At 66.6% G+C, this 26,894-nt stretch carries 23 protein-coding genes and 1 tRNA gene; 2 read left to right on the forward strand and 22 right to left on the reverse strand.

Going from position 1 to position 26,894, the window contains the following annotated elements; all coding sequences use genetic code 11:
- Nucleotides 1-5 precede the first annotated feature (5 nt).
- The 21 genes from rplB to IG54_RS0114420 form a co-directional block, all read right to left on the reverse strand.
- Entirely contained in the window at nucleotides 6-842 is an 837-nt protein-coding gene (gene rplB, locus IG54_RS0114310) for a 50S ribosomal protein L2 (RefSeq protein WP_030782576.1), read from the reverse strand.
- Nucleotides 843-881: 39 nt separating this feature from the next.
- Nucleotides 882-1,301 carry a 50S ribosomal protein L23 gene (gene rplW / locus IG54_RS0114315; RefSeq protein ID WP_030782579.1) on the reverse strand — a complete coding sequence of 140 codons (420 nt, stop codon included), beginning with the start codon at nucleotides 1,299-1,301 and terminating at the stop codon, nucleotides 882-884.
- On the reverse strand, nucleotides 1,301-1,954 hold the full coding sequence (gene rplD / locus IG54_RS0114320; RefSeq protein WP_030782581.1) for a 50S ribosomal protein L4: 654 nt from the start codon (nucleotides 1,952-1,954) through the stop codon (nucleotides 1,301-1,303). The genes rplW and rplD overlap by 1 nt, the downstream gene beginning before the upstream one ends.
- Before the next feature lie 8 nt (nucleotides 1,955-1,962).
- Entirely contained in the window at nucleotides 1,963-2,607 is a 645-nt protein-coding gene (gene rplC, locus IG54_RS0114325; protein WP_030782583.1) for a 50S ribosomal protein L3, read from the reverse strand.
- A gap of 14 nt (nucleotides 2,608-2,621) precedes the next feature.
- Nucleotides 2,622-2,930 carry a 30S ribosomal protein S10 gene (rpsJ, locus tag IG54_RS0114330; protein ID WP_003948644.1) on the reverse strand — a complete coding sequence of 103 codons (309 nt, stop codon included), beginning with the start codon at nucleotides 2,928-2,930 and terminating at the stop codon, nucleotides 2,622-2,624.
- A 556-nt stretch (nucleotides 2,931-3,486) separates the two neighbouring features.
- A complete protein-coding gene (locus tag IG54_RS0114335; RefSeq protein ID WP_234336163.1) occupies nucleotides 3,487-3,996 on the reverse strand; it encodes a hypothetical protein in 510 nt (169 codons plus the stop codon).
- Between the two features lie 242 nt (nucleotides 3,997-4,238).
- On the reverse strand, nucleotides 4,239-5,432 hold the full coding sequence (gene tuf / locus IG54_RS0114340) for an elongation factor Tu (protein ID WP_030782587.1): 1,194 nt from the start codon (nucleotides 5,430-5,432) through the stop codon (nucleotides 4,239-4,241).
- A 143-nt stretch (nucleotides 5,433-5,575) separates the two neighbouring features.
- Entirely contained in the window at nucleotides 5,576-7,702 is a 2,127-nt protein-coding gene (gene fusA / locus IG54_RS0114345; RefSeq protein WP_030782590.1) for an elongation factor G, read from the reverse strand.
- A 39-nt stretch (nucleotides 7,703-7,741) separates the two neighbouring features.
- Entirely contained in the window at nucleotides 7,742-8,212 is a 471-nt protein-coding gene (rpsG, locus tag IG54_RS0114350; protein WP_003974303.1) for a 30S ribosomal protein S7, read from the reverse strand.
- Between the two features lie 2 nt (nucleotides 8,213-8,214).
- On the reverse strand, nucleotides 8,215-8,586 hold the full coding sequence (gene rpsL, locus IG54_RS0114355; RefSeq protein WP_003948652.1) for a 30S ribosomal protein S12: 372 nt from the start codon (nucleotides 8,584-8,586) through the stop codon (nucleotides 8,215-8,217).
- A 340-nt stretch (nucleotides 8,587-8,926) separates the two neighbouring features.
- Nucleotides 8,927-12,841 (reverse strand): DNA-directed RNA polymerase subunit beta', encoded by a 3,915-nt coding sequence (locus IG54_RS0114360; RefSeq protein ID WP_030782593.1) that lies wholly within the window; start codon nucleotides 12,839-12,841, stop codon nucleotides 8,927-8,929.
- Nucleotides 12,842-12,939: 98 nt separating this feature from the next.
- Nucleotides 12,940-16,425: a DNA-directed RNA polymerase subunit beta gene (rpoB, locus tag IG54_RS0114370; protein ID WP_030782595.1), complete on the reverse strand. Its 3,486-nt coding sequence runs from the start codon at nucleotides 16,423-16,425 to the stop codon at nucleotides 12,940-12,942.
- Nucleotides 16,426-17,001: 576 nt separating this feature from the next.
- Complete coding sequence (gene rplL / locus IG54_RS0114375; RefSeq protein WP_030782597.1) at nucleotides 17,002-17,385, reverse strand: 50S ribosomal protein L7/L12; 384 nt, start codon at nucleotides 17,383-17,385, stop codon at nucleotides 17,002-17,004.
- A gap of 108 nt (nucleotides 17,386-17,493) precedes the next feature.
- The gene (gene rplJ, locus IG54_RS0114380) at nucleotides 17,494-18,024 is read right to left on the reverse strand and encodes a 50S ribosomal protein L10 (protein WP_030782600.1); all 531 of its coding nucleotides are present in this window, start codon (nucleotides 18,022-18,024) and stop codon (nucleotides 17,494-17,496) included.
- A 260-nt stretch (nucleotides 18,025-18,284) separates the two neighbouring features.
- On the reverse strand, nucleotides 18,285-19,142 hold the full coding sequence (locus IG54_RS0114385; protein WP_030782602.1) for an LppX_LprAFG lipoprotein: 858 nt from the start codon (nucleotides 19,140-19,142) through the stop codon (nucleotides 18,285-18,287).
- A 122-nt stretch (nucleotides 19,143-19,264) separates the two neighbouring features.
- Nucleotides 19,265-20,170, reverse strand: a complete 906-nt coding sequence (locus IG54_RS0114390; RefSeq protein WP_030782605.1) for a hypothetical protein — start codon at nucleotides 20,168-20,170, stop codon at nucleotides 19,265-19,267.
- Between the two features lie 170 nt (nucleotides 20,171-20,340).
- Nucleotides 20,341-21,063 (reverse strand): 50S ribosomal protein L1, encoded by a 723-nt coding sequence (gene rplA / locus IG54_RS0114395; protein ID WP_030782609.1) that lies wholly within the window; start codon nucleotides 21,061-21,063, stop codon nucleotides 20,341-20,343.
- Nucleotides 21,064-21,152: 89 nt separating this feature from the next.
- Entirely contained in the window at nucleotides 21,153-21,587 is a 435-nt protein-coding gene (gene rplK / locus IG54_RS0114400; RefSeq protein WP_030782612.1) for a 50S ribosomal protein L11, read from the reverse strand.
- A 194-nt stretch (nucleotides 21,588-21,781) separates the two neighbouring features.
- Nucleotides 21,782-22,717 (reverse strand): transcription termination/antitermination protein NusG, encoded by a 936-nt coding sequence (nusG, locus tag IG54_RS0114405; RefSeq protein WP_030782615.1) that lies wholly within the window; start codon nucleotides 22,715-22,717, stop codon nucleotides 21,782-21,784.
- A gap of 77 nt (nucleotides 22,718-22,794) precedes the next feature.
- Nucleotides 22,795-23,079, reverse strand: coding sequence for a preprotein translocase subunit SecE (secE, locus tag IG54_RS0114410; RefSeq protein WP_030782618.1), 285 nt, complete (start codon nucleotides 23,077-23,079; stop codon nucleotides 22,795-22,797).
- A 107-nt stretch (nucleotides 23,080-23,186) separates the two neighbouring features.
- A tRNA-Trp gene (locus IG54_RS0114420) sits at nucleotides 23,187-23,259 on the reverse strand.
- Between the two features lie 181 nt (nucleotides 23,260-23,440).
- Between IG54_RS0114420 and IG54_RS0114425 the strand changes: the two genes are divergently transcribed.
- Entirely contained in the window at nucleotides 23,441-24,667 is a 1,227-nt protein-coding gene (locus tag IG54_RS0114425) for a pyridoxal phosphate-dependent aminotransferase (protein WP_030782621.1), read from the forward strand.
- 129 nt (nucleotides 24,668-24,796) lie between these two features.
- Nucleotides 24,797-25,825: an adenosine deaminase gene (locus IG54_RS0114430; RefSeq protein WP_030782624.1), complete on the forward strand. Its 1,029-nt coding sequence runs from the start codon at nucleotides 24,797-24,799 to the stop codon at nucleotides 25,823-25,825.
- On the opposite strand, the gene IG54_RS0114435 is transcribed toward IG54_RS0114430, so the two are convergent.
- The gene (locus tag IG54_RS0114435; protein WP_030782627.1) at nucleotides 25,815-26,870 is read right to left on the reverse strand and encodes a UDP-N-acetylmuramate dehydrogenase; all 1,056 of its coding nucleotides are present in this window, start codon (nucleotides 26,868-26,870) and stop codon (nucleotides 25,815-25,817) included. The two genes, IG54_RS0114430 and IG54_RS0114435, sit on opposite strands and share 11 nt — an antisense overlap.
- Nucleotides 26,871-26,894 lie beyond the last annotated feature (24 nt).

Genomic DNA, 26,894 nt, shown 5'->3' on the forward strand with positions numbered 1-26,894 from the left:
CGCTCCTAGCGCTTCTTGTTCGACTTGCGGCGGCGGACGATGTACTTGTTGCTCGCCTTGTTGCGATCACGAGTACGACCCTCCTTCTTGCCCCACGGCGAGACCGGGTGACGACCACCGGAGGTCTTGCCTTCGCCACCACCGTGCGGGTGGTCGACCGGGTTCATCACGACACCACGCACGGTCGGGCGGACGCCCTTCCAGCGCATGCGGCCGGCCTTGCCCCAGTTGATGTTCGACTGCTCGGCGTTGCCGACCTCGCCAATGGTGGCGCGGCAGCGGACGTCGACCAGGCGGATCTCACCGGACGGCATGCGAAGGTGCGCCATGGCGCCTTCCTTCGCGAGCAGCTGCACGGAGGCACCCGCGGAGCGGGCGAACTTCGCGCCGCCGCCGGGCCGCAGCTCGATGGCGTGGATGGTCGTACCGACCGGGATGTTGCGCAGCGCCAGGTTGTTGCCGGGCTTGATGTCGGCGCCAGGGCCGCTCTCAATCCGGTCACCCTGCTGCGTGCCGCGCGGGGCGAGGATGTAGCGCTTCTCGCCGTCCGCGTAGTGCAGCAGCGCGATGCGCGCGGTGCGGTTGGGGTCGTACTCGATGTGCGCGACCTTCGCCGGCACGCCGTCCTTGTCGTGACGACGGAAGTCGATGACGCGGTAGGCGCGCTTGTGTCCGCCACCCTGGTGACGAACGGTGATCCGACCGGCGTTGTTACGGCCGCCCTTGCTGTGCAGCGGGCGAACCAGCGACTTCTCCGGCGTGGACCGCGTTACCTCGACGAAGTCGGCGACGCTGGAGCCACGACGGCCCGGCGTAGTCGGCTTGTACTTGCGGATTCCCATTTCTCAGTCCTCGTCCGATATTCGGACCAGGGCGCTCCGTTAGGAGGCCTGGCCGAAGATGTCGATACGGTCGCCCTCAGCAAGGGTCACAATCGCGCGCTTGGTGTCGGCACGCTTGCCGAAACCAGACTTGGTGCGCTTGCGCTTGCCCTGACGGTTGATCGTGTTGACTCCGGTGACCTTGACCGAGAAGACCGTCTCGACGGCCTGCTTGATCTGGGTCTTGTTGGAGCCGGGGGCCACGATGAACGTGTACTTGCCCTCGTCGAGCAGCGCGTACGACTTCTCGGAGACGACCGGCTTGACGAGGACGTCGCGCGGGTCCGAGAAGGACTTGCTCAGCGGGGTGGGCTCAACGGCGATCTTGCCCTCGGTCGCGATGCGCTTCGCCTTGGCGACGCGCGCGGCCTTGGCGGCCTTCGCAGCCTTGGACGCGATGCTCTGGTGACGAATAGCCATCAGGCTTCGCTCCCTTCGGTCTCATTGGCCTTGGGGCCAGACACGAAGGACTCGAACGCGGCCTTGGTGAAGACCACGTCGTCCGAGACGAGCACGTCGTACGTGTTCAGCTGGCCCGGCTCCAGGATGTGCACCTGGGGCAGGTTGCGGGCGGAGAGCAGCGAGGCCTCGTCCGAGCGCTCGATGACCAGGAGCACGTTCTTGCGCTCGCTGACCTTGCCGAGGAGGCTCTTGGCGGCCTTCGTGGAGATCTCGCCCTCGACCACGCCGGAGACGACGTGGATGCGGGAGTTGCGCGCCCGGTCGGTGAGGGCGTGACGCAGAGCGGCAGCCTTCATCTTCTTGGGGGTGCGCTGGGAGTAGTCACGCGGCACGGGGCCGTGGACGACGCCACCGCCGGCGAACTGCGGCGCACGGGTCGAACCCTGGCGCGCGCGGCCGGTGCCCTTCTGGCGGTAAGGCTTCTTGCCACCACCACGGACTTCACCGCGGGTCTTGGTCTTGTGCGTGCCCTGACGGGCCGCGGCCAGCTGCGCGACGACGACCTGGTGGATCAGCGGGATGCTGATCTTCTCGACGTCGAAGATCTCCGCGGGGAGCTCGACCGTCCCGGTCTTGTCGCCTGCCGGCGAAAGGATGTCAATGGTGCTCATGGGTTACCTCAGGCCCCCTTGGCCGCGGTACGGACCAGGACGAGGCCGCCGTTCGGACCGGGGACCGCGCCCTTGATGAGCAGCAGACCCTTCTCCGCGTCAACGGCGTGGACGGTCAGGTTCTGGGTGGTGACCCGCTCGTTGCCCATGCGACCCGCCATGCGCATGCCCTTGAAGACACGGCCGGGGGTGGCACAGCCACCGATGGAACCGGGCTTGCGGTGCACGCGGTGGGCACCGTGGGAGGCCTTGCCGCCGTGGAAGTTGTGACGCTTCATCACACCGGCGAAGCCCTTGCCCTTGCTCTTGCCGGTGACGTCGACCTTGATACCGGCCTCGAACGTCTCGGCAGTCAGCTCCTGGCCGAGGGTGTACTCGCTGGCACCAGCGGTACGGATCTCGACGAGGTGGCGACGGGGGGTCACGTCGGCCTTGGCGAAGTGGCCCTTGAGGGGCTTGTTCACCTTGCGCGGGTCGATCTCGCCGAAGGCGATCTGGACCGACTCGTAGCCGTCGCTGTCATTCGTACGGACCTGGGTAACGACGCAGGGCCCGGCCTTGACCACGGTCACCGGGACGACACGGTTGTTCTCGTCCCAGACCTGGGTCATGCCGAGCTTCTCGCCCAGGATGCCCTTGATCTGCTTGGTCATCTTCTTCGCGCCCTTCAGAGCTTGATCTCGATGTCAACGCCGGCCGGAAGGTCCAGGCGCATCAGCGAGTCAACGGTCTTGGGGGTCGGGTCGAGGATGTCGATCAGGCGCTTGTGCGTGCGCATCTCGAAGTGCTCGCGAGAGTCCTTGTACTTGTGCGGCGACTTGATGACGCAGTACACGTTCTTCTCAGTGGGCAGCGGCACCGGGCCCGCGACCGACGCACCAGTGCGAGTCACCGTCTCGACGATCTTCTTCGCCGAAGAGTCGATGACCTCGTGGTCGTAGGCCTTGAGCCGGATGCGGATCTTCTGTCCCGCCATGGCTACTTAGTAGTCCTTCGTCTCGAACGCTCTGGCTCCCGGAAGGCCCTTTTTTCTACTTCCTCCGACCCACGCGGTCGGGCGTGTCGCAGTCCCGCTCACACGGTTCTCCCGAAGGAGAATCCCTGCTAGGGGCTGCGGCCCTGATGACCGCGGGTCCGGGGGAAGAAACCCACCGGGCGCCTGGCCGAGCCACCGCACCGCACTTCCCGAAAGATTCCCGTACTTCCGCCCAAGCGCTGCCGCGAACGACAGATAGGGCGACGAGTACTGTGGGACTCGCTTCCGGTCCTCCCGGCGGGAGGCGCACAGCATCGGCACTCAACCGAGCAACCAGGACAGTCTGCCATACGAGGCATGCCTGGGGCCAATCGAGCCGAGAAGACTACCCCGTGGGTGACGAAGGTCAAACCCGGCGCGCGGCCCGACCCGTGTGGCGGCCCTGCGCCTCGTCTCGGCCGTTCCGTGACCGTACGTAATCATCCATGGGCCGCGACGGATGCGCGGCAAGCCGCTCCGTAAGCAGCGGTCGTCTTCGGCGAGGCCGGGGCCGGTCTCAGAACGCCTGCAAGTAGACCCGAGCCCGCTCGGACGTGAGCGTCTGGACGTAGATCTCGATCCACTGGACCTTGTCGCGACGCCCGTCGTTCACGCACGGTGGACATACACCTGCCCAGCGCGTCCCCTTCAAGGTCTGCGGTTCGGCAAGGCCCAGGTGCCCATATAGCTCGGTCTTCGGCACGGGGCCGTTGTTCCGCGCCTTGAGGGGTTTCTCGGGGCGCAGCGCCGCCGCGAGTTCCTCGGCGTTCTTCACGCTGGTGACGAAGGAGAGCAGGTAGATGTCCTCCCGCGGGTTGACCTGCACGGCACCTTCGGTCTCGGTCGCCCCCTCGGGCACCTCCACCTTCATGAAGGCCGACGCTTCGTCCGCGCCTGCCTCCCGGTCCCAGTGCCAATCACGGCCCTCGGCCACCTGACGGTCCCCCGCGTCCGGGACGGAGCACGCGGAGAGGAGAAGGCCCGCGGCCAGTGTCATGACGGAGCACGCACCAAGTCGGCTGTTCACCGGTCCTCCTCGTCACCGCGGGAGACATCTCCGCGGGTGCCTTCGCGTCCCTGATCCGGCGGGTTCGTCGCCGGGGGCGCATCGCTGTCCAGGTCATACGTATAGGTCGAGCTGCCGACACCCCCGGCACACGAAAAGGCCCGTACGACCGAAGTCGTACAGGCCCTTCCGTTACTGCGTGTACTGCGATGCGCTCAGTTCAGAGCGACCGGGTCTCCCCGATCTTCAAGCAAGCGGGAAGCTTACTTGTTGATCTTGGTGACCTGGCCGGCGCCGACGGTCCGGCCACCCTCACGGATGGCGAACTTGAGGCCCTCCTCCATGGCGACGGGCTGGATGAGCTCCACCTTCATCTCGGTGTTGTCACCCGGCATGACCATCTCGGTGCCCTCGGGGAGGGTCACGACGCCGGTCACGTCCGTCGTACGGAAGTAGAACTGCGGGCGGTAGTTGTTGAAGAACGGGGTGTGACGGCCACCCTCGTCCTTCGACAGGATGTAGGCCTGGGCCTCGAACTCGGTGTGCGGCGTGACCGAACCGGGCTTGATGATGACCTGGCCGCGCTCGACGTCCTCGCGCTTGATGCCACGGAGGAGCAGACCGACGTTCTCACCGGCCTGGCCCTCGTCGAGCAGCTTGCGGAACATCTCGATGCCGGTGACCGTGGTGGTGGTCTTCTCGGTCTTGATGCCGATGATGTCGACGGTCTCGTTGACCTTGAGGACACCACGCTCGATACGACCGGTGACGACGGTGCCACGACCGGTGATCGTGAAGACGTCCTCGATCGGCATCAGGAACGGCTTGTCGACGTCGCGCTCGGGCTCCGGGATCGACTCGTCGACGGCGGCCATCAGCTTGAGGACCGACTCGCCCCACTCCTTGTCGCCCTCGAGCGCCTTGAGCGCCGAGACCTTGACGACCGGGAGGTCGTCGCCCGGGAACTCGTACTCGGAGAGGAGCTCACGGACCTCGAGCTCGACGAGCTCCAGGATCTCCTCGTCGTCCACCATGTCGGCCTTGTTCAGGGCGACAACGATGTAGGGAACGCCGACCTGGCGGGCCAGGAGCACGTGCTCCTTGGTCTGCGGCATCGGGCCGTCGGTGGCGGCGACCACGAGGATGGCGCCGTCCATCTGCGCCGCACCCGTGATCATGTTCTTGATGTAGTCCGCGTGACCGGGGCAGTCGACGTGGGCGTAGTGACGCGCCTCGGTCTGGTACTCGACGTGCGCGATCGAGATCGTGATACCGCGCTGGCGCTCCTCGGGAGCCTTGTCGATCTGGTCGAAGGCCGAGGCCTCGTTCAGGTCGGGGTACGCGTCGTGCAGCACCTTGGTAATGGCGGCCGTGAGGGTCGTCTTACCGTGGTCAATGTGACCGATGGTGCCGATGTTGACGTGCGGCTTAGTCCGCTCGAACTTCGCCTTCGCCACTGGGTCCTCCTGGGAGTGGTTCTGTACGCCTTGCTTCATCGGCGCCAGGTGATCTTTGCTGGGAAGCCAGCCGCCGGGGTTCTTGCCTTACGGGGTCGAACCCCGGCGGATGGTGTCAAGCCTAAAGCGTTAACTGGGGTGAGTTACTCGCCCTTGGCCTTCGCGATGATCTCCTCGGCGACGTTCCGCGGAACCTCGGCGTAGGAGTCGAACTGCATTGAGTAGCTTGCGCGACCCGACGTCTTGCTGCGGAGGTCTCCGACGTAGCCGAACATCTCCGAGAGGGGCACGAGGCCCTTCACGACGCGAGCGCCGCTGCGCTCCTCCATGGCCTGGATCTGGCCACGGCGGGAGTTGATGTCACCGATGACATCGCCCATGTAGTCCTCGGGCGTGGTGACCTCGACGGCCATCATCGGCTCGAGCAGCACGGGGCTGGCCTTGCGCGCGGCCTCCTTGAAGGCCTGCGAACCGGCGATCTTGAAGGCCAGCTCGGAGGAGTCGACCTCGTGGTAGGCGCCGTCGATGAGCGTGACGCGGACGCCCGTCATCTCGTAGCCCGCCAGGATGCCGAACTGCATGGCCTCCTGAGCACCCGCGTCCACCGAAGGGATGTACTCCTTGGGGATGCGGCCACCGGTGACCTTGTTCACGAACTCGTACGACGCGTCGCCGCCCTCGATGGGCTCGATCGCGATCTGCACCTTCGCGAACTGACCGGTACCACCGGTCTGCTTCTTGTGGGTGAAGTCCACGCGCTCGACGGCCTTGCGGATCGTCTCGCGGTAGGCCACCTGCGGCTTGCCGACGTTCGCCTCGACGCGGAATTCGCGCTTCATGCGGTCGACGAGCACCTCGAGGTGAAGCTCGCCCATACCACCGATGATGGTCTGGCCGGTCTCCTCGTCCGAGTGCACGCGGAAGGAGGGGTCCTCCTCCGAGAGACGCTGGATGGCGACACCCAGCTTCTCCTGGTCGCCCTTGGACTTGGGCTCGATGGCGACCTCGATGACCGGCGCCGGGAAGTCCATGGACTCCAGGATCACCGGGTTCTTGTCGTCGCTCAGCGTCTCACCGGTGGTGGTCTGCTTCAGGCCCATGACGGCGACGATGTCGCCGGCGCCCACCGAGTCGATCTCCTCACGCTTGTTCGCGTGCATGCGGTAGATCTTGCCGATGCGCTCCTTCTTGCCCTTGACGGAGTTCAGCACCGCGGTGCCGGCGTCCAGGCGACCGGAGTAGATCCGGACGAAGGTGAGCTTGCCGAGGTGCGGGTCGCTCGCGATCTTGAACGCGAGGGCCGACAGCGGCTCGTCGTCGGACGGCTTGCGCTTGATGACCTGCTCCGGGTCCTTCACGTCGTGGCCTTCGATGGCCTCGACGTCCAGGGGGGAGGGCAGGTAGCGCACGACCGCGTCGAGCAGGGGCTGGACGCCCTTGTTCTTGAACGCGGTACCGCAGAAGACGGGGGTGACGGTGGTGTCGCCGCCCTTGCCGGAGGCGATGGTGATGCGACGGATCGCCGCGTACAGCTGGTCCACCGAGGGCTCCTGGCCCTCGAGGTACAGCTCCATCATCTCTTCGTCGTTCTCCGCGACGGCCTCGAGGAGCTTGCCGCGGTACTCCTCGGCAGCCTCGGTGTGCGTGTCGGGGATGTCGACGATGTCGTAGGCCTCGCCCATCTTGGTCTCGGCGGACCAGACGAAGGCCTTCATGGTGACGAGGTCGACGACGCCCTTGAAGTCAGCCTCTGCGCCGATGGGCAGCTGCATGACGAGGGGGGTCGCACCGAGGCGGTCGACGATCATGTCGACGCAGCGGTGGAACTCGGCACCCGTACGGTCGAGCTTGTTGACGAAGCAGATACGCGGAACGCCGTAGCGGTCCGCCTGACGCCACACGGTCTCGGACTGGGGCTCAACGCCGGCGACGCCGTCGAACACCGTCACGGCACCGTCGAGCACGCGGAGCGAACGCTCCACCTCGACGGTGAAGTCGACGTGGCCCGGGGTGTCGATGATGTTGATGGTGTGGTCGACGTCGTTCAGCGGCCAGTGACAAGTGGTGGCAGCAGAGGTGATCGTGATGCCACGCTCCTGCTCCTGCTCCATCCAGTCCATCGTCGCGGCGCCGTCGTGGACCTCACCGATCTTGTACGAGACACCGGTGTAGAACAGGATCCGCTCGGTGGTCGTCGTCTTGCCCGCGTCGATGTGAGCCATGATGCCGATGTTGCGCACCTTGGCCAGGTCAAGTGAAGTGGTAGCCATGTCGGCTCAGTCTTCTCTCGGTCTCGATGTGGGGAGCGACTACCAGCGGTAGTGCGCGAAGGCCTTGTTGGACTCGGCCATCTTGTGGGTGTCCTCGCGCTTCTTCACAGCGGCACCAAGGCCGTTGGAGGCGTCGAGGAGCTCGTTGAGCAGACGCTCGGTCATGGTCTTCTCGCGACGGGCGCGGGAGTAACCGACCAGCCAGCGCAGCGCCAGGGTGTTGGCACGACCGGGCTTGACCTCGATCGGCACCTGGTACGTGGCGCCACCGACGCGGCGGGACTTGACCTCAAGGGTCGGCTTGATGTTCTCAAGCGCGCGCTTCAGCGTGATGACCGGGTCGTTGCCGGTCTTCTCGCGCAGGCCCTCCATGGCGCCGTACACGATGCGCTCGGCGGTGGAGCGCTTGCCGTTCAGCAGCACCTTGTTGATGAGGGAGGTCACCAGAGGAGAACCGTAGACCGGGTCGATGATGACCGGGCGCTTCGGGGCGGGGCCCTTACGAGGCATTCTTACTTCTCCTTCTTGGCGCCGTAGCGGCTTCGGGCCTGCTTGCGGTTCTTGACACCCTGGGTGTCGAGGGAACCGCGGATGATCTTGTAGCGAACACCAGGCAGGTCCTTCACACGGCCACCACGCACGAGCACGATGGAGTGCTCCTGGAGGTTGTGTCCCTCACCCGGAATGTAAGCCGTGACCTCGATCCCGGAGGTCAGACGCACACGCGCGACCTTACGGAGGGCCGAGTTCGGCTTCTTCGGGGTGGTCGTGAACACACGCGTGCAGACGCCACGGCGCTGGGGCGAACCCTCGAGTGCGGGCGTCTTGTTCTTCTCGACCTTGTCCTGCCGGCCCTTACGGACCAGCTGCTGGATCGTAGGCACTACTTCTCCGGTTTCTGTGTGCCGAATAGTAAAGCTAACCTGGAACGTTGCCGACCCACGCGGTCGGGTGTGTCGAATCCTGCGGACTCCCGCCGCAAGGCAAGAAGAAGCGCGGATTGCGGTGGCCGTTGACGGACTCGTGATGCGGCTGATGACACGCGCACGAGCCCAGGCACACCCCAGGCACAAGGTCTGAGCGTACCTACCTCATCGCCTCTGGTCAAAACAAATGCCCACGCGGGGGACACACCGGCCTGCAACATACGACACAGGGCGGCCGCTCCGCGAGGAGTGACCGCCCTGTGGGCGCCTGTACGCCCCTAAAGGGACGTACTACCGCTTACTGGTTGTACGGACCGTAGTCGTAGTCCTCCAGCGGCACAGCCTGGCCGGAGCCCGTGCCGAACGGCGAGTAGTCGATGTCGTCGTAGCCGACGGCCGAGTACATCGCCGCCTTGGCCTCCTCGGTCGGCTCCACCCGGATGTTGCGGTAGCGGGACAGGCCCGTACCGGCCGGGATGAGCTTACCGATGATGACGTTCTCCTTGAGGCCGATGAGGCTGTCGGACTTGGCGTTGATCGCCGCATCCGTCAGGACTCGGGTCGTCTCCTGGAAGGAGGCGGCCGACAGCCAGGATTCCGTCGCCAGCGAGGCCTTGGTGATACCCATCAGCTGCGGACGGCCGGAGGCCGGGTGGCCGCCTTCCGTCACGACACGACGGTTCTCGGTCTCGAACTTCGAACGCTCGACCAGCTCGCCCGGCAGCAGCTCCGCGTCGCCGGACTCGATGATCGTCACACGGCGCAGCATCTGCCGGATGATGATCTCGATGTGCTTGTCGTGGATCGACACACCCTGGCTGTTGTAGACCTTCTGGACTTCGCCGACCAGGTGGACCTGGACCGCGCGCTGACCGAGGATCCGCAGCACGTCGTGCGGGTTGGTGGCACCGAAGGTGAGCTTCTGGCCCACCTCGACGTGGTCACCCTCGCGCACCAGGACCTTGGCACGCTTCGAGATCGGGAACGCCGTCTCGTCGCTGCCGTCGTCCGGGGTGACGACGATCTTCTTGGTCTTCTCGGTCTCCTCGATGCGGACACGGCCCGCGGCCTCGGAGATCGGGGCGACACCCTTCGGCGTACGAGCCTCGAACAGCTCGACGACACGGGGCAGACCCTGGGTGATGTCGTCACCGGCCACACCACCGGTGTGGAAGGTACGCATCGTCAGCTGCGTACCGGGCTCACCGATGGACTGGGCGGCGATGATGCCGACCGCCTCACCGATGTCGACCAGCTTGCCGGTGGCGAGCGAACGGCCGTAGCAGAAGGCACAGGTGCCGACCGCCGACTCGCAGGTCAGGACCGAGCGGGTCTTGACCTCCTCGACGCCGTTGGCGACCAGGGCGTCGATGAGGACGTCACCGAGGTCGACGTTGGCCGGCGCGATGACCTTGCCGTCGATGACGACGTCCTCGGCCAGCATGCGGGCGTAGACCGAGGTCTCGACGTTCTCCGTCTTGCGGAGCACACCGTCCTCGCCCTTGACCGCGATCTTCAGCTTCAGACCGCGCTCGGTGCCACAGTCCTCCTCGCGAATGATGACGTCCTGGGAGACGTCGACCAGACGACGGGTGAGGTAACCGGAGTCGGCGGTACGCAGAGCCGTGTCCGCCAGACCCTTACGGGCACCGTGCGTGGAGATGAAGTACTCGAGAACGGTCAGGCCCTCACGGAACGAGGCCTTGATCGGACGCGGGATGGTCTCGTTCTTCGCGTTCGACACCAGACCACGCATACCGGCGATCTGACGCATCTGCATCATGTTTCCTCGGGCACCCGAGTCAACCATCATGAAGATGGGGTTCGTCTTCGGGAAGTTCGCGTTCATCGCCTCGGCAACCTCGTTGGTCGCCTTGGTCCAGATCGCGATGAGTTCCTGCGTGCGCTCGTCCTTGGTGATCAGACCGCGCTCGTACTGCTTCTGGACCTTCTCGTCCTGGGCCTCGTAGCCCGCGACGATCTCCTTCTTGGCCGCGGGGACCACGACGTCGGAGATGGCCACGGTGACGCCGGAACGGGTCGCCCAGTAGAAGCCCGCCGCCTTCAGGTTGTCGAGCGTCGCCGCCACGATGACCTTGGGGTAGCGCTCGGCGAGGTCGTTGACGATCTCGGAGAGCTGCTTCTTGCCGACCGAGTAGTCGACGAAGGGGTAGTCCTCGGGCAGCAGCTCGTTGAAGAGCGCGCGGCCGAGCGACGTACGCAGCCGGAAGCTGTCACCCGGCTGGTAGGCACGCTCGTCGCCGAAGTCCTCGCCCTCGGCGCTGACCGGCGGGGTCCAGCCGCGCGGCGGGATGGTGCCCACCGGGAAGCGGATGTCGACGGTCGACTGGAGAGCCAGCTCCCCGGCGTCGAACGCCATCATCGCCTCGGCGGTGGAACCGAACGCACGGCCCTCGCCCTTGGTGTCCCGCAGCTCGCCGTCGGTGGTGAGGAAGAACAGACCGAGGACCATGTCCTGGGTCGGCATCGTCACCGGACGGCCGTCGGCGGGCTTCAGGATGTTGTTCGAGGACAGCATCAGGATGCGGGCCTCGGCCTGCGCCTCCGCGGAGAGCGGCAGGTGCACGGCCATCTGGTCACCGTCGAAGTCCGCGTTGAACGCGGTGCAGACGAGCGGGTGGATCTGGATGGCCTTGCCCTCGACCAGCTGCGGCTCGAAGGCCTGGATGCCGAGGCGGTGCAGCGTGGGCGCACGGTTCAGCAGAACCGGGTGCTCGGCGATGACCTCTTCGAGGACGTCGTACACGACCGTGCGGCCGCGCTCGACCATCCGCTTGGCGCTCTTGATGTTCTGCGCGTGGTTCAGGTCGACCAGGCGCTTCATCACGAACGGCTTGAAGAGCTCCAGCGCCATGGCCTTGGGCAGACCGCACTGGTGCAGCTTCAGCTGCGGACCGACGACGATCACGGAACGCGCGGAGTAGTCCACACGCTTACCGAGAAGGTTCTGACGGAAACGACCCTGCTTGCCCTTGAGCATGTCGCTCAGGGACTTCAGCGGGCGGTTACCGGGACCGGTGACCGGGCGACCACGACGACCGTTGTCGAAGAGGGCGTCCACGGCCTCCTGGAGCATGCGCTTCTCGTTGTTCACGATGATCTCGGGCGCGCCGAGGTCGAGAAGCCGCTTCAGGCGGTTGTTGCGGTTGATCACGCGGCGGTACAGGTCGTTCAGGTCGGAGGTCGCGAAGCGGCCACCGTCCAGCTGCACCATCGGACGCAGGTCCGGCGGGATGACCGGCACGCAGTCGAGCACCATGCCCTTGGGGCTGTTGCTCGTCTGGAGGAACGCGGAGACGACCTTGAGGCGCTTGAGCGCACGGGTCTTCTTCTGGCCCTTGCCGGTACGGATGATCTCGCGAAGCCGCTCGGCCTCTTCATCCAGGTCGAAGGACTCCAGGCGCTTCTGCAAGGCAGCGGCACCCATGGAGCCGTCGAAGTACGTGCCGAAGCGGTCACGCAGCTCGCGGTAGAGCAGCTCGTCGCCCTCGAGGTCCTGGACCTTGAGGTTCTTGAAGCGGTTCCACACCTCGTCGAGACGGTCGATCTCGCGCTGGGCGCGGTCGCGCAGCTGCTTCATCTCGCGCTCGGCGCCTTCGCGCACCTTGCGGCGCACGTCGGCCTTGGCGCCCTCGGCCTCCAGCTCGGCCAGGTCGGTCTCGAGCTTCTTGGCGCGGGCCTCCAGGTCGGAGTCGCGACGGTTCTCGATCTGCTGACGCTCGACGGAGACGTGCGCCTCCAGGGACGGCAGGTCGCGGGTACGACGCTCCTCGTCCACGAACGTGATCATGTACGCCGCGAAGTAGATGACCTTCTCGAGGTCCTTCGGGGCGAGGTCGAGGAGGTAACCGAGGCGCGAGGGAACGCCCTTGAAGTACCAGATGTGGGTGACGGGCGCGGCCAGCTCAATGTGGCCCATCCGCTCACGGCGCACCTTGGCGCGGGTGACCTCAACGCCACAGCGCTCGCAGATGATGCCCTTGAAGCGGACACGCTTGTACTTGCCGCAGTAGCACTCCCAGTCCCGGGTCGGACCGAAGATCTTCTCGCAGAAGAGCCCGTCCTTTTCCGGCTTGAGCGTGCGGTAGTTGATGGTCTCCGGCTTCTTGACCTCGCCGTGGGACCACTGTCGGATGTCGTCCGCGGTGGCAAGGCCGATCCGCAGCTCGTCGAAGAAGTTGACGTCGAGCACTTTGTCGTCAATCCCTCTTTCGGGGTCGAGTCTCAATCATGGTCTGTACGGGTCCGGGGCAGGGCCGGGGCCTCACGAGGAGGCCCCGACCAGACCCGTCAGACCTCTTCGACGCTGCTCGGCTCGCGCCGGGACAGGTCGATGCCGAGCTCCTCCGCCGCGCGGAAGACGTCCTCGTCGGTGTCGCGCATCTCGATGGACATGCCGTCCGAGGACAGCACCTCCACGTTGAGGCAGAGCGACTGCATTTCCTTGATGAGCACCTTGAAGGACTCGGGAATGCCGGGCTCGGGGATGTTCTCGCCCTTGACGATGGCCTCGTAGACCTTCACGCGGCCGGTCACGTCGTCGGACTTGATCGTCAGCAGCTCCTGGAGGGCGTACGCGGCGCCATAAGCCTCAAGCGCCCACACCTCCATCTCACCGAAGCGCTGACCACCGAACTGTGCCTTACCACCCAGCGGCTGCTGGGTGATCATCGAGTACGGACCGGTCGAACGGGCGTGCAGCTTGTCGTCGACCAGGTGGTGCAGCTTGAGGATGTACATGTACCCGACCGAGATCGGGTCCGGGAACGGCTCGCCGGAGCGGCCGTCGAACAGGCGCGCCTTGCCGGTCGGGAGCACCATGCGCTCGCCGTCGCGGTTCGGGATGGTGTGCTGGAGCAGACCGGCCAGCTCGTCCTCACGCGCACCGTCGAAGACGGGGGTGGCGACGTTCGTACCGGGGTCGACCTTGTCGGCGCCGATGGCCTGGAGGCGCTGCGCCCACTCGTCCGCGAGACCGGAGACGTCCCAGCCGCGGCTGGCGAGCCAGCCGAGGTGGATCTCCAGGACCTGTCCCGGGTTCATTCGGGACGGCACACCCAGCGGGTTGAGGATGATGTCGACCGGAGTTCCGTCCTCGAGGAACGGCATGTCCTCGATCGGAAGGATCTTCGAGATAACACCCTTGTTGCCGTGGCGGCCGGCGAGCTTGTCGCCGTCCGTGATCTTGCGCTTCTGCGCCACGTAGACCCGAACCAGCTGGTTCACGCCCGGCGGCAGCTCGTCGCCCTCTTCACGGTCGAAGACGCGGACGCCGATGACCTTGCCGATCTCACCGTGCGGCACCTTCAGCGAGGTGTCGCGCACCTCGCGCGCCTTCTCACCGAAGATCGCGCGGAGCAGGCGCTCCTCGGGCGTCAGCTCGGTCTCACCCTTGGGCGTGACCTTGCCGACGAGGATGTCGCCGGCGACGACCTCGGCACCGATACGGATGATGCCGCGCTCGTCGAGGTCGGCGAGGACCTCCTCGGAGACGTTCGGGATGTCCCGGGTGATCTCCTCCGGGCCGAGCTTGGTGTCACGGGCGTCGACCTCGTGCTCCTCGATGTGGATCGAGGAGAGGACGTCGTCCTGCACGAGGCGCTGCGACAGGATGATCGCGTCCTCGTAGTTGTGACCTTCCCAGGGCATGAACGCGACGAGCAGGTTCTTGCCGAGGGCCATCTCGCCCTCTTCGGTCGCGGGACCGTCGGCCAGGACCTGGCCCTCGATCACGCGGGCGCCCTCGTCGACGACAACCTTCTGGTTGACGGAGGTGCCCTGGTTCGACCGGGAGAACTTGGCGATGCGGTACGTGGTGTACGTGCCGTCGTCGTTGGTGACGGTGACGTAGTCCGCGGAGACCTCCTGGACCACACCCGCCTTCTCGGCCTTGATCACGTCACCGGCGTCGACCGCGCAGCGGTACTCCATGCCGGTGCCGACGAGGGGGGCCTCGGCGGTGATCAGCGGCACGGCCTGACGCATCATGTTCGCGCCCATGAGGGCACGGTTGGCGTCGTCGTGCTCGAGGAACGGGATCATGGCGGTCGCGACCGACACCATCTGGCGCGGCGAGACGTCCATGTAGTCGACGTCCGTGCCGGGCACGTAGTCGATCTCTCCGCCACGGCGGCGGATCAGGACGCGGGCCTCGGCGAAGTGGAGGTCGTCCGTCAGCGGCGCGTTGGCCTGCGCGATGACGAAGCGGTCCTCCTCGTCGGCCGTCAGGTAGTCGACGTCGTCGGTGACCTGGCCCTCGACGACCTTGCGGTACGGCGTCTCGACGAAGCCGAACGCGTTGACGCGGCCGTAGGAGGCGAGCGAACCGATCAGACCGATGTTCGGGCCTTCAGGAGTCTCAATCGGGCACATGCGGCCGTAGTGAGACGGGTGCACGTCACGGACCTCGAAGCCGGCCCGCTCACGGGAGAGACCACCCGGACCAAGCGCCGACAGACGGCGCTTGTGGGTGAGACCCGACAGCGGGTTGTTCTGGTCCATGAACTGCGACAGCTGCGAGGTGCCGAAGAATTCCTTGATCGACGCCACGACCGGGCGAATGTTGATCAGGGTCTGCGGCGTGATCGCCTCGACGTCCTGGGTCGTCATGCGCTCGCGGACGACGCGCTCCATACGAGCCAGACCCGTGCGGACCTGGTTCTGGATCAGCTCGCCGACGTTGCGCAGACGGCGGTTGCCGAAGTGGTCGATGTCGTCGGTCTCGACGACGATCGACGTACCGCTGTCGCCAACGGTCTCGGTCTCACCGGCGTGCAGCTTCACCAGGTACTTGATCGAGGCGATGATGTCCTCGACCGTGAGGATGCCCGCGTCGAGCGGAGCGTCCGCACCCAGCTTCTTGTTGACCTTGTAGCGGCCGACCTTCGCGAGGTCGTAGCGCTTGGGGTTGAAGTAGAGGTTCTCAAGCAGCGTCTGAGCGGCCTCACGGGTCGGCGGCTCGCCCGGACGGAGCTTGCGGTAGATGTCGAGCAGCGCGTCGTCCTGGCCCTGGGTGTGGTCCTTCTCCAGGGTGGCGCGCATGGACTCGTACTCGCCGAACTCCTCGAGGATCTGCTCGGTCGTCCAACCGAGAGCCTTGAGCAGAACGGTGACCGACTGCTTGCGCTTGCGGTCGATGCGTACACCGACCATGTCGCGCTTGTCGATCTCCATCTCCAGCCAGGCACCCCGGGACGGGATGATCTTGGCGGAGAAGATGTCCTTGTCGGACGTCTTGTCGATCGAGGAATCGAAGTAGACACCCGGCGAACGGACCAGCTGCGACACGACGACACGCTCGGTGCCGTTGATGACGAAGGTGCCCTTGTTGGTCATGAGCGGGAAGTCGCCCATGAAGACCGTCTGGGACTTGATCTCGCCGGTCTCGTTGTTGGTGAACTCGGCGGTGACGAAGAGCGGGGCGGCGAACGTGAAGTCGCGCTCCTTGCACTCGTCGATCGAGTTCTTGGGAGGCTCGAATCGGTGGTCGCGGAACGTCAGGGACATCGACCCGGAGAAGTCCTCGATCGGGGAGATCTCCTCGAAGATCTCCTCCAGACCGGACTTGGTGGGGACGTCCTGTCCGCTTTCAAGAGCCGCCTCGACACGAGCCTTCCACGCGTCGTTGCCGAGCAGCCAGTCAAAGCTCTCGGTCTGCAGCGCAAGAAGGTTCGGAACCTCGAGGGGCTCCTTGATCTTTGCAAAGGAAATGCGCAGCGGGGCGGTGCTGGCGCCGTTGTTCGTATTCGCGGTCGAGGCAGTGCGCGAGGCGGCCAAGAGGGGGTCCTTCCGAGGGCTCGGACTCACTACGCGCGTACCGGTCCCAGGCTGGACAAGGAGACAGACATCCCAGGTCAGGGAAGATTCGGTCCACAGTGCTCAAGCATGGGCATGCCCCTGGTGACGGGCAGGAGGCAGCTAACAGGCAGCGCAAAGGGTCAGTGTAGCCACTCGGCCCACTGATGTCCAGTGCGGGTTTTTGAAGACCCTCGTTTTTCTCAACCCCTGCTGCAAGCCACGCCCTCGATGCACATCGATACTGCCCTCTTCGCCGCCGATCCATGCCTCGGATGCGGATCGTTGTGACGACGCGTCCTGAGAATTGCGCGCTGCGTGCGGTTCGTCAAGGCCCCCCATGCCCCGACTTGGCCCGGAGAGCGTCACCGTCACGGGCCGTCCCGAGGCACAACGAAGATCACCATACTCGCCGGGACCGACATCGCAAGGCGCCCTCACGCGCGTGCCCGGGAACGCCGAAAGGCGACCACCCACATGGGTGATCGCCCTTGGCGTCCCGCGCGTTACAGCGTTTCCGCCGTACGTGCGGTGAAGAGAGTCAGACGACTCGTGAGGTCACTTGACCTCGACGGAGGCGCCGGCGCCCTTGAGGGCCTCGGCGGCCTTCTCCGCGGCGTCCTTGGCGACCTTCTCGAGGACCGGCTTCGGGGTGCCGTCGACGAGGTCCTTGGCCTCCTTCAGACCCAGCGAGGTCAGCTCACGCACGACCTTGATGACCTGGATCTTCTTCTCGCCGGCGCCCGTGAGGATGACGTCGAACTCGTCCTGCTCGGCCTCGGCCTCGGCCGGGGCGGCAGCGGCGCCACCGGCGGCAACGGCGACCGGGGCGGCGGCGGTGACGTCGAACTTCTCCTCGAAGGCCTTCACGAACTCGGAGAGCTCGATGAGGGTCATCTCTTCGAACTGCGCGAGCAGGTCGTCCTGGGACAGCTTCGCCATGATGGCGTCCTTCCACTAATTCGGCAGGTGCCGGGTGTATATGGAGGCGGGCGTACGTTGGGCCCGCTGTGACCGTCGCCTCAGGCGGCGGTCAATGTGCGAGCCGAATTACTCGGCACCGCCCTGCTCGGCCTTCTTGGCACGAAGCGCCTCCGCGGTGCGGACGAACTTCGAGGGAAGCGCCTGGAAGAGCGCGGCAGCCTGCGACTGCTTGCCCTTCATGGCGCCCGCCAGCTTGGCGAGCAGAACCTCGCGGGACTCGAGGTCCGCGAGCTTCTTGATCTCATCGGCGGACAGCGCCTTGCCATCAAGGACACCGCCCTTGATGACGAGGTTGGGGTTCTCCTTGGCGAAGTCACGAAGACCCTTCGCCGACTCCACCGGGTCACCGGTGACGAAGGCGACCGCCGTCGGACCCGTGAACAGGTCGTCCAGCGTGTTGATCCCGGCCTCGTTGGCCGCGATCTTGGTCAGCGTGTTCTTCACCACGGCGTACTCGGAGTTCGCACCGAGGGAACGGCGCAGCTGCTTGAGCTGGGCCACGGTGAGACCCCGGTACTCGGTCAGCACGGCGGCGTTCGAGCTGCGGAACTTGTCCGTGAGCTCGGCTACCGCGGCAGCCTTGTCGGGCGTCGGCATGAGCGTCGGCCTCCTTCCGGGTGATGAGGACCGCTCAGAAGGGGCTGGGAAAAACGAGACGCCCCGGCGCAGGCGCACGGGGCGTGAGCTCGACCGAACAGAACCCGTCCGGGAGCACATCCACAGTCACCTACGCGGGTCGTCCGCAGTTTCAGCGGATCCTTCGGCCACTGCACCCTCATACGAGAACACAGCAACGACCAGCGGTCTTTGGCTTCTGGGGAAGACTACGCGAAGGGGTTTGCGTCAGGCAAATCGGGTCAGCCCCCGAGGCCCTTCATCTCCTTGGCGAGGTCCATGACCAGCTTCTTCGGCGGAGCCTCGACGTTCACCGGCTTGTTGTAGTCGACGAAGGTGATGGTCATGTCGAGGGGGCCCTTGTCGCCCTTTCCGCGGGCGCGGAACTGCTTGGTGTGGTCCTCGCCGTCGACCCACAGGTCCATCGTGAGCTTCTCGACGCCCATTTCCTCGTACTGCTTGATGCTCTTCTCGTGACGCTTGCGGGTGGCCGCGTCCTTGTCCTTGTTCAGCTCGCGGATCCGGTCCAGCGTGACCGTGCCGGTGTAGCGGGTGGTCTTGACGCCGTCGACCGACTCGCCGCCGACCTTCTTCAGGTCCTTGGAGTTGGTCAGGAGCGTGGACTGGTCGGCCGGGTTGTTCTCGGCCTGCCCGGCCGCCGAGGTGGCGGCGGGCTTGCCGCCGGCCTTGCCCATGGCCGCGGCGTCGAACTTGATCCAGCTCTTGCCGTCCATCTCCTTGGCGGCTTCCTTGCCGCCGCCGAGGTAGACCGCGCCGTCGACGAAGCGCAGCTCCATCTTCTCCGGGCCCTGGTCGGGCGCGGACATCTTCATGCTCATGGCGAGCGGCTTGGTGCTCATCGCCGCGTCGGCCTTCACCCGCCCGTCCCCCGGGACGGTGCCCTTCATCCGGAAGGTGAACGAGGTCAGCTCCTCGGTCTTCTCCGCGGCCTTCTTCACGGCCGCCGCCGGGGCCATGTCCTCCCCCGCCTTGTCGGACTTCTCCGACCCGCAGCTGACCGCGCCACCACCGGCGAGCAGCACGGCGGCCAGCGCGGCGCCCGCGGTTCTCTTGCGTCCCGTACGTACGGAAATACTCATGACCCCACCCCTAGGAACATCAAAACATTTGATCAACTTTATGCGGTGGGCTGAGATTACCCGAAGGAAAGGGGCGCTTTCCTCCGGGTTATCCGCCGGTCAGGGCCACACGTTCCTCGTCATCAGGCGGCGGGCTGCTTGTTCATGACGTCCTGGAAGCTCACCGTGTCCGAGGCCGGGGGCTTCTGGACGGAGAGCGGCGTGCCGTAGTCGCTGTAGTGGGCGGTCTGGGAGAAGGAACCGGTCTTCATGTCCGCCTTCTCGACCTTCTTGACGAGCAGGTCGTCGCTGTTCACCCAGATGTCGATCGTCTCGGTGGTCAGCCCGGCCTGCTGGAACTGCTGCTTCAGTTCCTTCATCTGCTGCTCGTCCAGGTCGGAGTTCTTACCCGTGAAGTCGGCGACGTCGACGGTCCCGCGGTAGTGGGTCGCCTCGGTCCCCCGGACGGTCTCCTTGCCCACGCGCTTCACGTCGCCCGAGGCCAGCAGCATCTTCACCGACTGGTTCGGGGTGGTCTTCTGCGCCTGGTCCTTCAGGGCCGCACCGGCGGCGCCGGACAGCTTCTCCAGCTCCGCGTAGTCGTACGCGATCCAGTGCTTGCCGCCACCCGCCTGGGCCGCGAACTTGTCGCCCATGTTCGCGTAGAAGCCGTTCTTCAGGTAGCGGTACTCGATCTTCGTCTGGCCGAGCTGCCGCATCTGCTCGGCCTGGGTGCCGCCCGTGATGGTCGCCTGGACGTTGCCGGTGAGGCCGTCCGACCAGCCCATGACGCCCTTCATGTCGGTCGATATCTGCGACCCCATGACGGTCTGAACCTCGACCCGGGCGGTGTCCGCCTTGTCCGTGCTGGTCTCGACGCTGCGCAGTGCGGCGACCGGGCTGAGCTTGATGCCGCCCTTGTCCCCCGCCCCGCCCCCGGCCTTGTCGGAGGAGTCGCCCGAGTCGCCCGAGCCGCAGGCCGCCAGGCCCGTCAGCGCGGCCGCCACCGCGATCGAAAGGCCCGTACGCCGCATGGTCGTGCTGTTCATCTCGTCCCACCCCTTGGCTTAGTGACGCCCGCGCACACCGGCGCGGGCCTGTGACAGACGTATCCGAATGACTCGTACACAAACTCGCACATAAACAGGACGGGCCCCGCACCTCGAAAGGTTGCGGGGCCCGTCCACAGAACGCGTGCGCGACGCGGCTGCCGTCAGTTTCAGACGGCGGCCGGGTCCTCCTCGACGAGGAGGTTGCGGGTGCGGTTCGAGTCCAGCGGGATGCCGGGGCCCATCGTGGTGGTGATGGCGGCCTTCTTGATGTAGCGGCCCTTGGCGGCCGACGGCTTCAGACGGAGGATCTCCTCCAGGGCCGCGGCGTAGTTCTCCACCAGCTTGGTCTCGTCGAAGGAGACCTTGCCGATGATGAAGTGCAGGTTCGAGTGCTTGTCGACGCGGAACTCGATCTTGCCGCCCTTGATGTCGTTGACAGCCTTCACGACATCGGGGGTCACGGTGCCGGTCTTCGGGTTCGGCATCAGACCACGCGGACCGAGCACGCGGCCGAGGCGGCCGACCTTGCCCATGAGGTCCGGGGTGGCGACGACGGCGTCGAAGTCCAGGCGGCCCTTCGCGACCTCGTCGATCAGCTCGTCGGAGCCGACGATGTCGGCGCCAGCGGCTTCCGCGGCCGCAGCACGGTCACCGGTCGCGAAGACCAGGACCCGGGCGGTCTTGCCGGTGCCGTGCGGGAGGTTCACGGTGCCACGGACCATCTGGTCGGCCTTGCGCGGGTCGACGCCCAGACGCATGGCGACCTCGACGGTGCCGTCGAACTTGGTCGCGGAGGTCTCCTTGGCGAGACGGACGGCCTCGAGCGGGGCGTACAGCTTCTCCCGGTCGATCTTGGCGTCCGCAGCGCGGAGAGTCTTGCTGCGCTTCACTTCTGCTCCTGGTGTGTTCAGGTATGGAGTCGTGGTGCGGGCCAGCGCTTGGCCCTACCACTGGAGAAAGGTCAGACGGGGGAGGAGTCTCAGCCCTCGACCGTGATGCCCATGGAACGGGCGGTGCCAGCGATGATCTTCGACGCGGCGTCCAGGTCGTTGGCGTTGAGGTCTTCCATCTTGGTCTGCGCGATCTCGCGGATCTGCGCCTCGGTGACCTTGGCGACCTTGGTCTTGTGGGGCTCGCCGGAGCCCTTCTCGACACCAGCGGCCTTCAGGATCATCTTGGCGGCCGGCGGCGTCTTGGTGATGAAGGTGAAGGAACGGTCCTCGTAGACCGTGATCTCCACCGGGATCACCCAGCCACGCTGCGACTCGGTCGCGGCGTTGTAGGCCTTGCAGAACTCCATGATGTTGACGCCGTGCTGGCCCAGCGCGGGGCCGACCGGCGGGGCCGGGTTGGCGGCACCAGCCTGGATCTGGAGCTTGATCAGCCCCGTGACCTTCTTCTTCTTGGGAGGCATTGCTCTCTCCGGGTCCTAGTGAGAGTTTTCAGCCGGCCATCCGGTCATCCGGATGGAGGCATACCGCACAACGATAACGGGTATAGTCGCGCGGCTAAAAACCGAGCAGGTCAGACCGGCTTTGGCAGCCCGTCTGACCTGTTCGGAGGCGTGTGTTCCAGAGGAAGCCGAGGAGCCCTGGGGGCTCGGCCCGGCTAGTTCTTCTGGATCTGGTCGAAGCTCAGCTCGACCGGGGTCTCGCGGCCGAAGATCTCGACGAGGCCCTTGACCTTCTTCGAGTCGGCGTTGATCTCGTTGATCGTCGCCTGGAGCGTCGCGAACGGGCCGTCGGTGACGGTGACCGAGTCGCCGACCTCGAAGTCCAGGACCTGGACCTCGACCTTGCGGGCGGGAGCGGGCTTGCCCTCGGCCTCGGCGGCCTCGCGGGCGGCCTTCTCCTCGGCCTCGGGGGCGAGCATCTTGACGATCTCGTCCAGGGTCAGCGGGTACGGGTCGTAGGCGTTGCCCACGAAGCCGGTGACGCCGGGGGTGTTGCGGACGACGCCCCAGGACTCGTTCGTCAGGTCCATGCGCACCAGCACGTAGCCGGGGAGCTTGTTCTGACGGATCGTCTTGCGCTCGCCGTTCTTGATCTGGGCGACCTCTTCCTGCGGCACCTCGGCCTGGAAGATGAAGTCCTCGACGTTGAGCGAGACGGCGCGCTGCTCGAGGTTGGTCTTCACGCGGTTCTCGTAACCGGCGTAGGTGTGGATGACGTACCACTCGCCGGGGAGGGTGCGCAGCTCTTCGCGCAGGGCGACGATCGGGTCGACCGGCTCGGACACCTCGTCCTCGGCGGCCTCGTCCTCGGCGGCGTCGTCCTCAGTGGCCTCTGCGGTGTCGTCCGCGGCGGCTTCGTCGGCGTCCTCGGCGAGGGCGGCCTCGTCCTCCTCGGACTCGGCGACAGCCTCGGCGTCGCCCTCCAGGTGGATGGCGGCCTCTTCGGCGGGCTCGCCCGCGGCGGCGTCGGCAGCCTCGGCCTGATCCGGCTCCTCGGCGTCCGCCGCCTCGACGATGTCGAGCTGGTCCTCCACGGACTCCGCGTCCTCTCCGCGAGGCGCGACGGCGTCGTTCAGGTTCGGGTCAGACACGGTGGCTGCTTCTTCCTGGATACAAGGGGTGGAACACGCGAATAGGGGCGCCGGATAGGGCGCCCTTCGCTCTCGGCTCAGCCGAAGATGTACTTGACAGCGTGGCTGAAGCCATAGTCAATCACGGTCACAAGGCCGATCATGATGACGACGAAGACAATCACCACTGAGGTGTAGGTCGTGAGCTGGCTGCGAGTCGGCCAGACGACCTTGCGGAGTTCCGCGACGATCTGGCGGTAGAAGAGCGCGAGACGGCCGAGAGGGCCCTTCTTGCCGCGCTTGCCGCCCTTGCGGGCCTTCTTGGACTCCGGCGCCTCGTCCTGGGCATCAGGCATGTCGATGGAGCCCACGGCGTCCGTCACTCGTCCTCACCTGATTCCGGGTCGTGGCCGTGCCGCGCCCGGTTGAGCCGCACGGCGGTGCATTGCAGTACGTACATGCGCACACATCCTGGCGAAGGAGTGTGTAGCAGGGCCGGAGGGACTTGAACCCCCAACCGCTGGTTTTGGAGACCAGTGCTCTACCAATTGAGCTACGACCCTTTGATTTCCCCCAACCTACCGCATCCGCCCACATGCACGGAGTGCGTCGAGAGGGTGCGGCCGGTGAGGGCCAACGAGCAGTGAGTGTACGTGCTCCACGGCCCCCCGTCGAACAGAATGGGTCCCGATGGTCTTGGAAACCCGCGCGCCGGGGGCGTTTCAGGTCTGGAACGATGGGGCCATGAGCGCTGAAACTTCTCCGACCGAGCGCCGGGTGTCCGCGCGCATCGGCGCGATCTCCGAGTCCGCGACCCTCGCCGTCGACGCCAAGGCCAAGGCCCTCAAGGCCGCCGGGCGTCCGGTGATCGGCTTCGGCGCGGGCGAGCCCGACTTCCCCACTCCGGACTACATCGTCGAGGCGGCCGTCGAGGCCTGCAAGAACCCGAAGTTCCACCGCTACACACCGGCCGGCGGCCTTCCCGAGCTGAAGGCCGCGATCGCCACGAAGACACTGCGCGACTCCGGGTACGAGGTGGACGCCTCGCAGATCCTGGTGACCAACGGCGGCAAGCAGGCCATCTACGAAGCCTTCGCCGCGATCCTCGACCCGGGTGACGAGGTCATCGTCCCGGCCCCCTACTGGACGACGTATCCGGAGTCGATCCGTCTCGCCGGCGGTGTCCCGGTCCCGGTCGTCGCCGACGAGACCACCGGCTACCGCGTCTCCGTGGAGCAGCTGGAGGCGGCCCGCACGGAGCGCACGAAGGTGGTGCTCTTCGTGTCGCCGTCGAACCCGACGGGTGCCGTCTACAGCGAGCCCGACGCCGAGGCGATCGGCCGCTGGGCCGTCGAGCACGGCCTGTGGGTCATGACCGACGAGATCTACGAACACCTCGTCTACGGAGACGCGAAGTTCACCTCGCTCCCCGCGATCCTTCCCGAGCTGCGCGACAAGTGCATCGTGGTCAACGGCGTCGCGAAGACGTACGCGATGACCGGCTGGCGGGTCGGCTGGATCATCGGCCCGAAGGACGTCGTGAAGGCCGCGACGAACCTCCAGTCGCACGCCACGTCCAACGTCTCCAATGTCGCGCAGGCCGCCGCGCTCGCGGCCGTCTCCGGTGACCTGGTCGCCGTGGAGAGGATGCGGGAGGCCTTCGACCGGCGCCGCAAGACCATCGTGCGGATGCTCAACGACATCCAGGGCGTCATCTGCCCCGAGCCCGAGGGCGCCTTCTACGCCTACCCCTCGGTGAAGGGCCTGATCGGCAAGGAGATCCGCGGCAAGCGCCCGCAGGACTCCGTCGAGCTGGCCGCGCTGATCCTGGAGGAGGCCGAGGTCGCGGTCGTCCCGGGCGAGGCCTTCGGGACGCCGGGTTATCTGCGCCTGTCGTACGCGCTCGGGGACGAGGATCTCGTCGAGGGCGTGTCGCGGCTCCAGAAGCTGCTCGCCGAGGCCCGCGACTGAGGTCGGACGCGCCACGCGCGCGTGCGGGCCGTCTCTCCCCGGAGAGGCGGCCCGTTTCTGCGTTCGGGGAAGCCCACGAAGGTGGAAAGGCGCTACCGGGACACCAGGTGCGTACGGCAAGATCCTGGAATGGAGCGCGTACGACACGTAAGAGAGCTGCCGAAGGCCCATCTGCACCTGCACTTCACGGGGTCGATGCGGCCGGCCACCCTGCTCGAACTCGCCGACAAGTACGGGGTACGGCTCCCGGACGCGCTGACCGGCGCCGAACCGCCGAAGCTGCGCGCCACCGATGAGCGGGGCTGGTTCCGCTTCCAGCGGCTCTACGACGCGGCGCGCTCGTGCCTGCGGGAGCCCGAGGACATCCAGCGGCTGGTGCGGGAGGCCGCGGAGGAGGATCTGCGGGACGGTTCGGGATGGCTGGAGATCCAGGTGGACCCGACGTCGTACGCGCCGCGGCTCGGGGGGCTCATCCCGGCCCTGGAGGTCATCCTGGACGCCGTCGAGAGCGCCTCGCGGGAGACCGGCCTCGGAATGCGCGTCCTCGTCGCCGCGAACCGCATGAAGCACCCGCTGGACGCGCGCACGCTGGCCCGGCTCGCGGTGCGCTACGCGGACCGGGGCGTCGTCGGCTTCGGGCTCTCGAACGACGAGCGGCGCGGCATGGCGCGGGACTTCGACCGGGCGTTCGCCATCGCGCGGGACGGCGGGCTGCTCGCGGCGCCGCACGGCGGCGAGCTGACGGGGCCCGCTTCGGTGCGGGACTGCCTGGACGACCTGGAGGCGGTGCGGATCGGGCACGGGGTGCGGGCCGCCGAGGACCCGCGGCTCCTGAAGCGGCTCGCGGACCGGGGTGTCACGTGCGAGGTGTGCCCGGCGTCCAACGTCGCCCTCGGGGTCTACGAGAAGCCGGAGGACGTGCCGCTGCGGACCCTGTTCGACGCCGGGGTCCCGATGGCGCTCGGCGCCGACGACCCGCTGCTCTTCGGGTCGCGTCTGGCCGCCCAGTACGACATCGCGCGCAAGTACCACGGCTTCGACGACGCCGAACTGGCCGAGCTGGCGCGCCAGTCGATCCGCGGCTCGGCCGCCCCCGTCGACATACGGGAGAAGCTGCTGTCCGGGGTCGACGCCTGGCTGACCGCCCCTACAGGCTGACGCCGACCGTCACCGGTTCGTTGACCAGCGTGATCCCGAAGGCGTCCCGCACCCCGGCGACGACCTCGCGGGCGAGGGCCAGCAGTTCCTCGGTGGTCGCGCCGCCGCGGTTGGTGAGGGCGAGGGTGTGCTTGGTGGAGATGCGGGCCCGGCCCTGTCCGTAGCCCTTGGTGAAGCCGGCCTTGTCGATGAGCCAGGCGGCGGAGGTCTTCACGTGGCCGTCGCCCGTGGGGAAGGCGGGCGGGGCGGTGTCCGGCCCGAGTCGGTCGGCCACGCGCGCGTGGAAGGCCCCGAACTCCTCGTCGGTGAGGATCGGGTTGGTGAAGAAGGATCCGGCCGACCAGCTGTCGTGGTCCTCGGGGTCGAGCACCATGCCCTTGCCCGCGCGGAGCTTCAGGACCGTCTCGCGGGCGGCCGCCGCGGGGACGCGCTCGCCCGCCTCGACGCCGAGCGCGCGGGCCGTCTCGGGGTACTTCAGGGGGGCGCTCATCCCCTGCGCGTCCTCCAGTTCGAAGCGGACCCGCAGGACCACGAAGCGCTCGGGGTCGGCCTTGAAGCGGCTGTGGCGGTACGAGAAGTCACACTCGGCGTTCGGAATGACGACCGTCTCGCGCGTCTTTCGGTCGTACGCGACCACTTCGGTGATCGTGGACGACACTTCCTGGCCGTACGCCCCCACGTTCTGGATCGGCGTCGCGCCCGCGGAGCCGGGGATGCCGGCGAGGCACTCGATGCCCGCGAGGCCCGCCTCGACGGTGCGGGCGACCGCGTCCGTCCAGATCTCGCCGGCCGCCAGCTCCAGCTGCGTACCGTCGAGTGCGAAGCCTTGGGTGGCGATGCGCAGGGCGGTCCCGTCGAAGCCCTTGTCGCCGATGACCAGGTTCGAGCCGCCGCCGATGAGCAGCAGCGGGGTGCCGGTGTCGTCGGCCTCGCGGACGGCGGCGATCACCTCGGCGTCGGTCGTCGCGGTGATCAGGCGGGTCGCGGGGCCACCGAGACGGAAGGTGGTCAGCGGGGCGAGGGGGGCGTCGTGGAGTTCCTGCACGTGCTCAAGAGTACGAGAACGGCC

The sequence above is a fragment of the Streptomyces sp. NRRL S-920 genome, from assembly GCF_000717945.1.
GTDB classification, from domain to species: Bacteria; Actinomycetota; Actinomycetes; order Streptomycetales; family Streptomycetaceae; genus Streptomyces; species Streptomyces alboniger.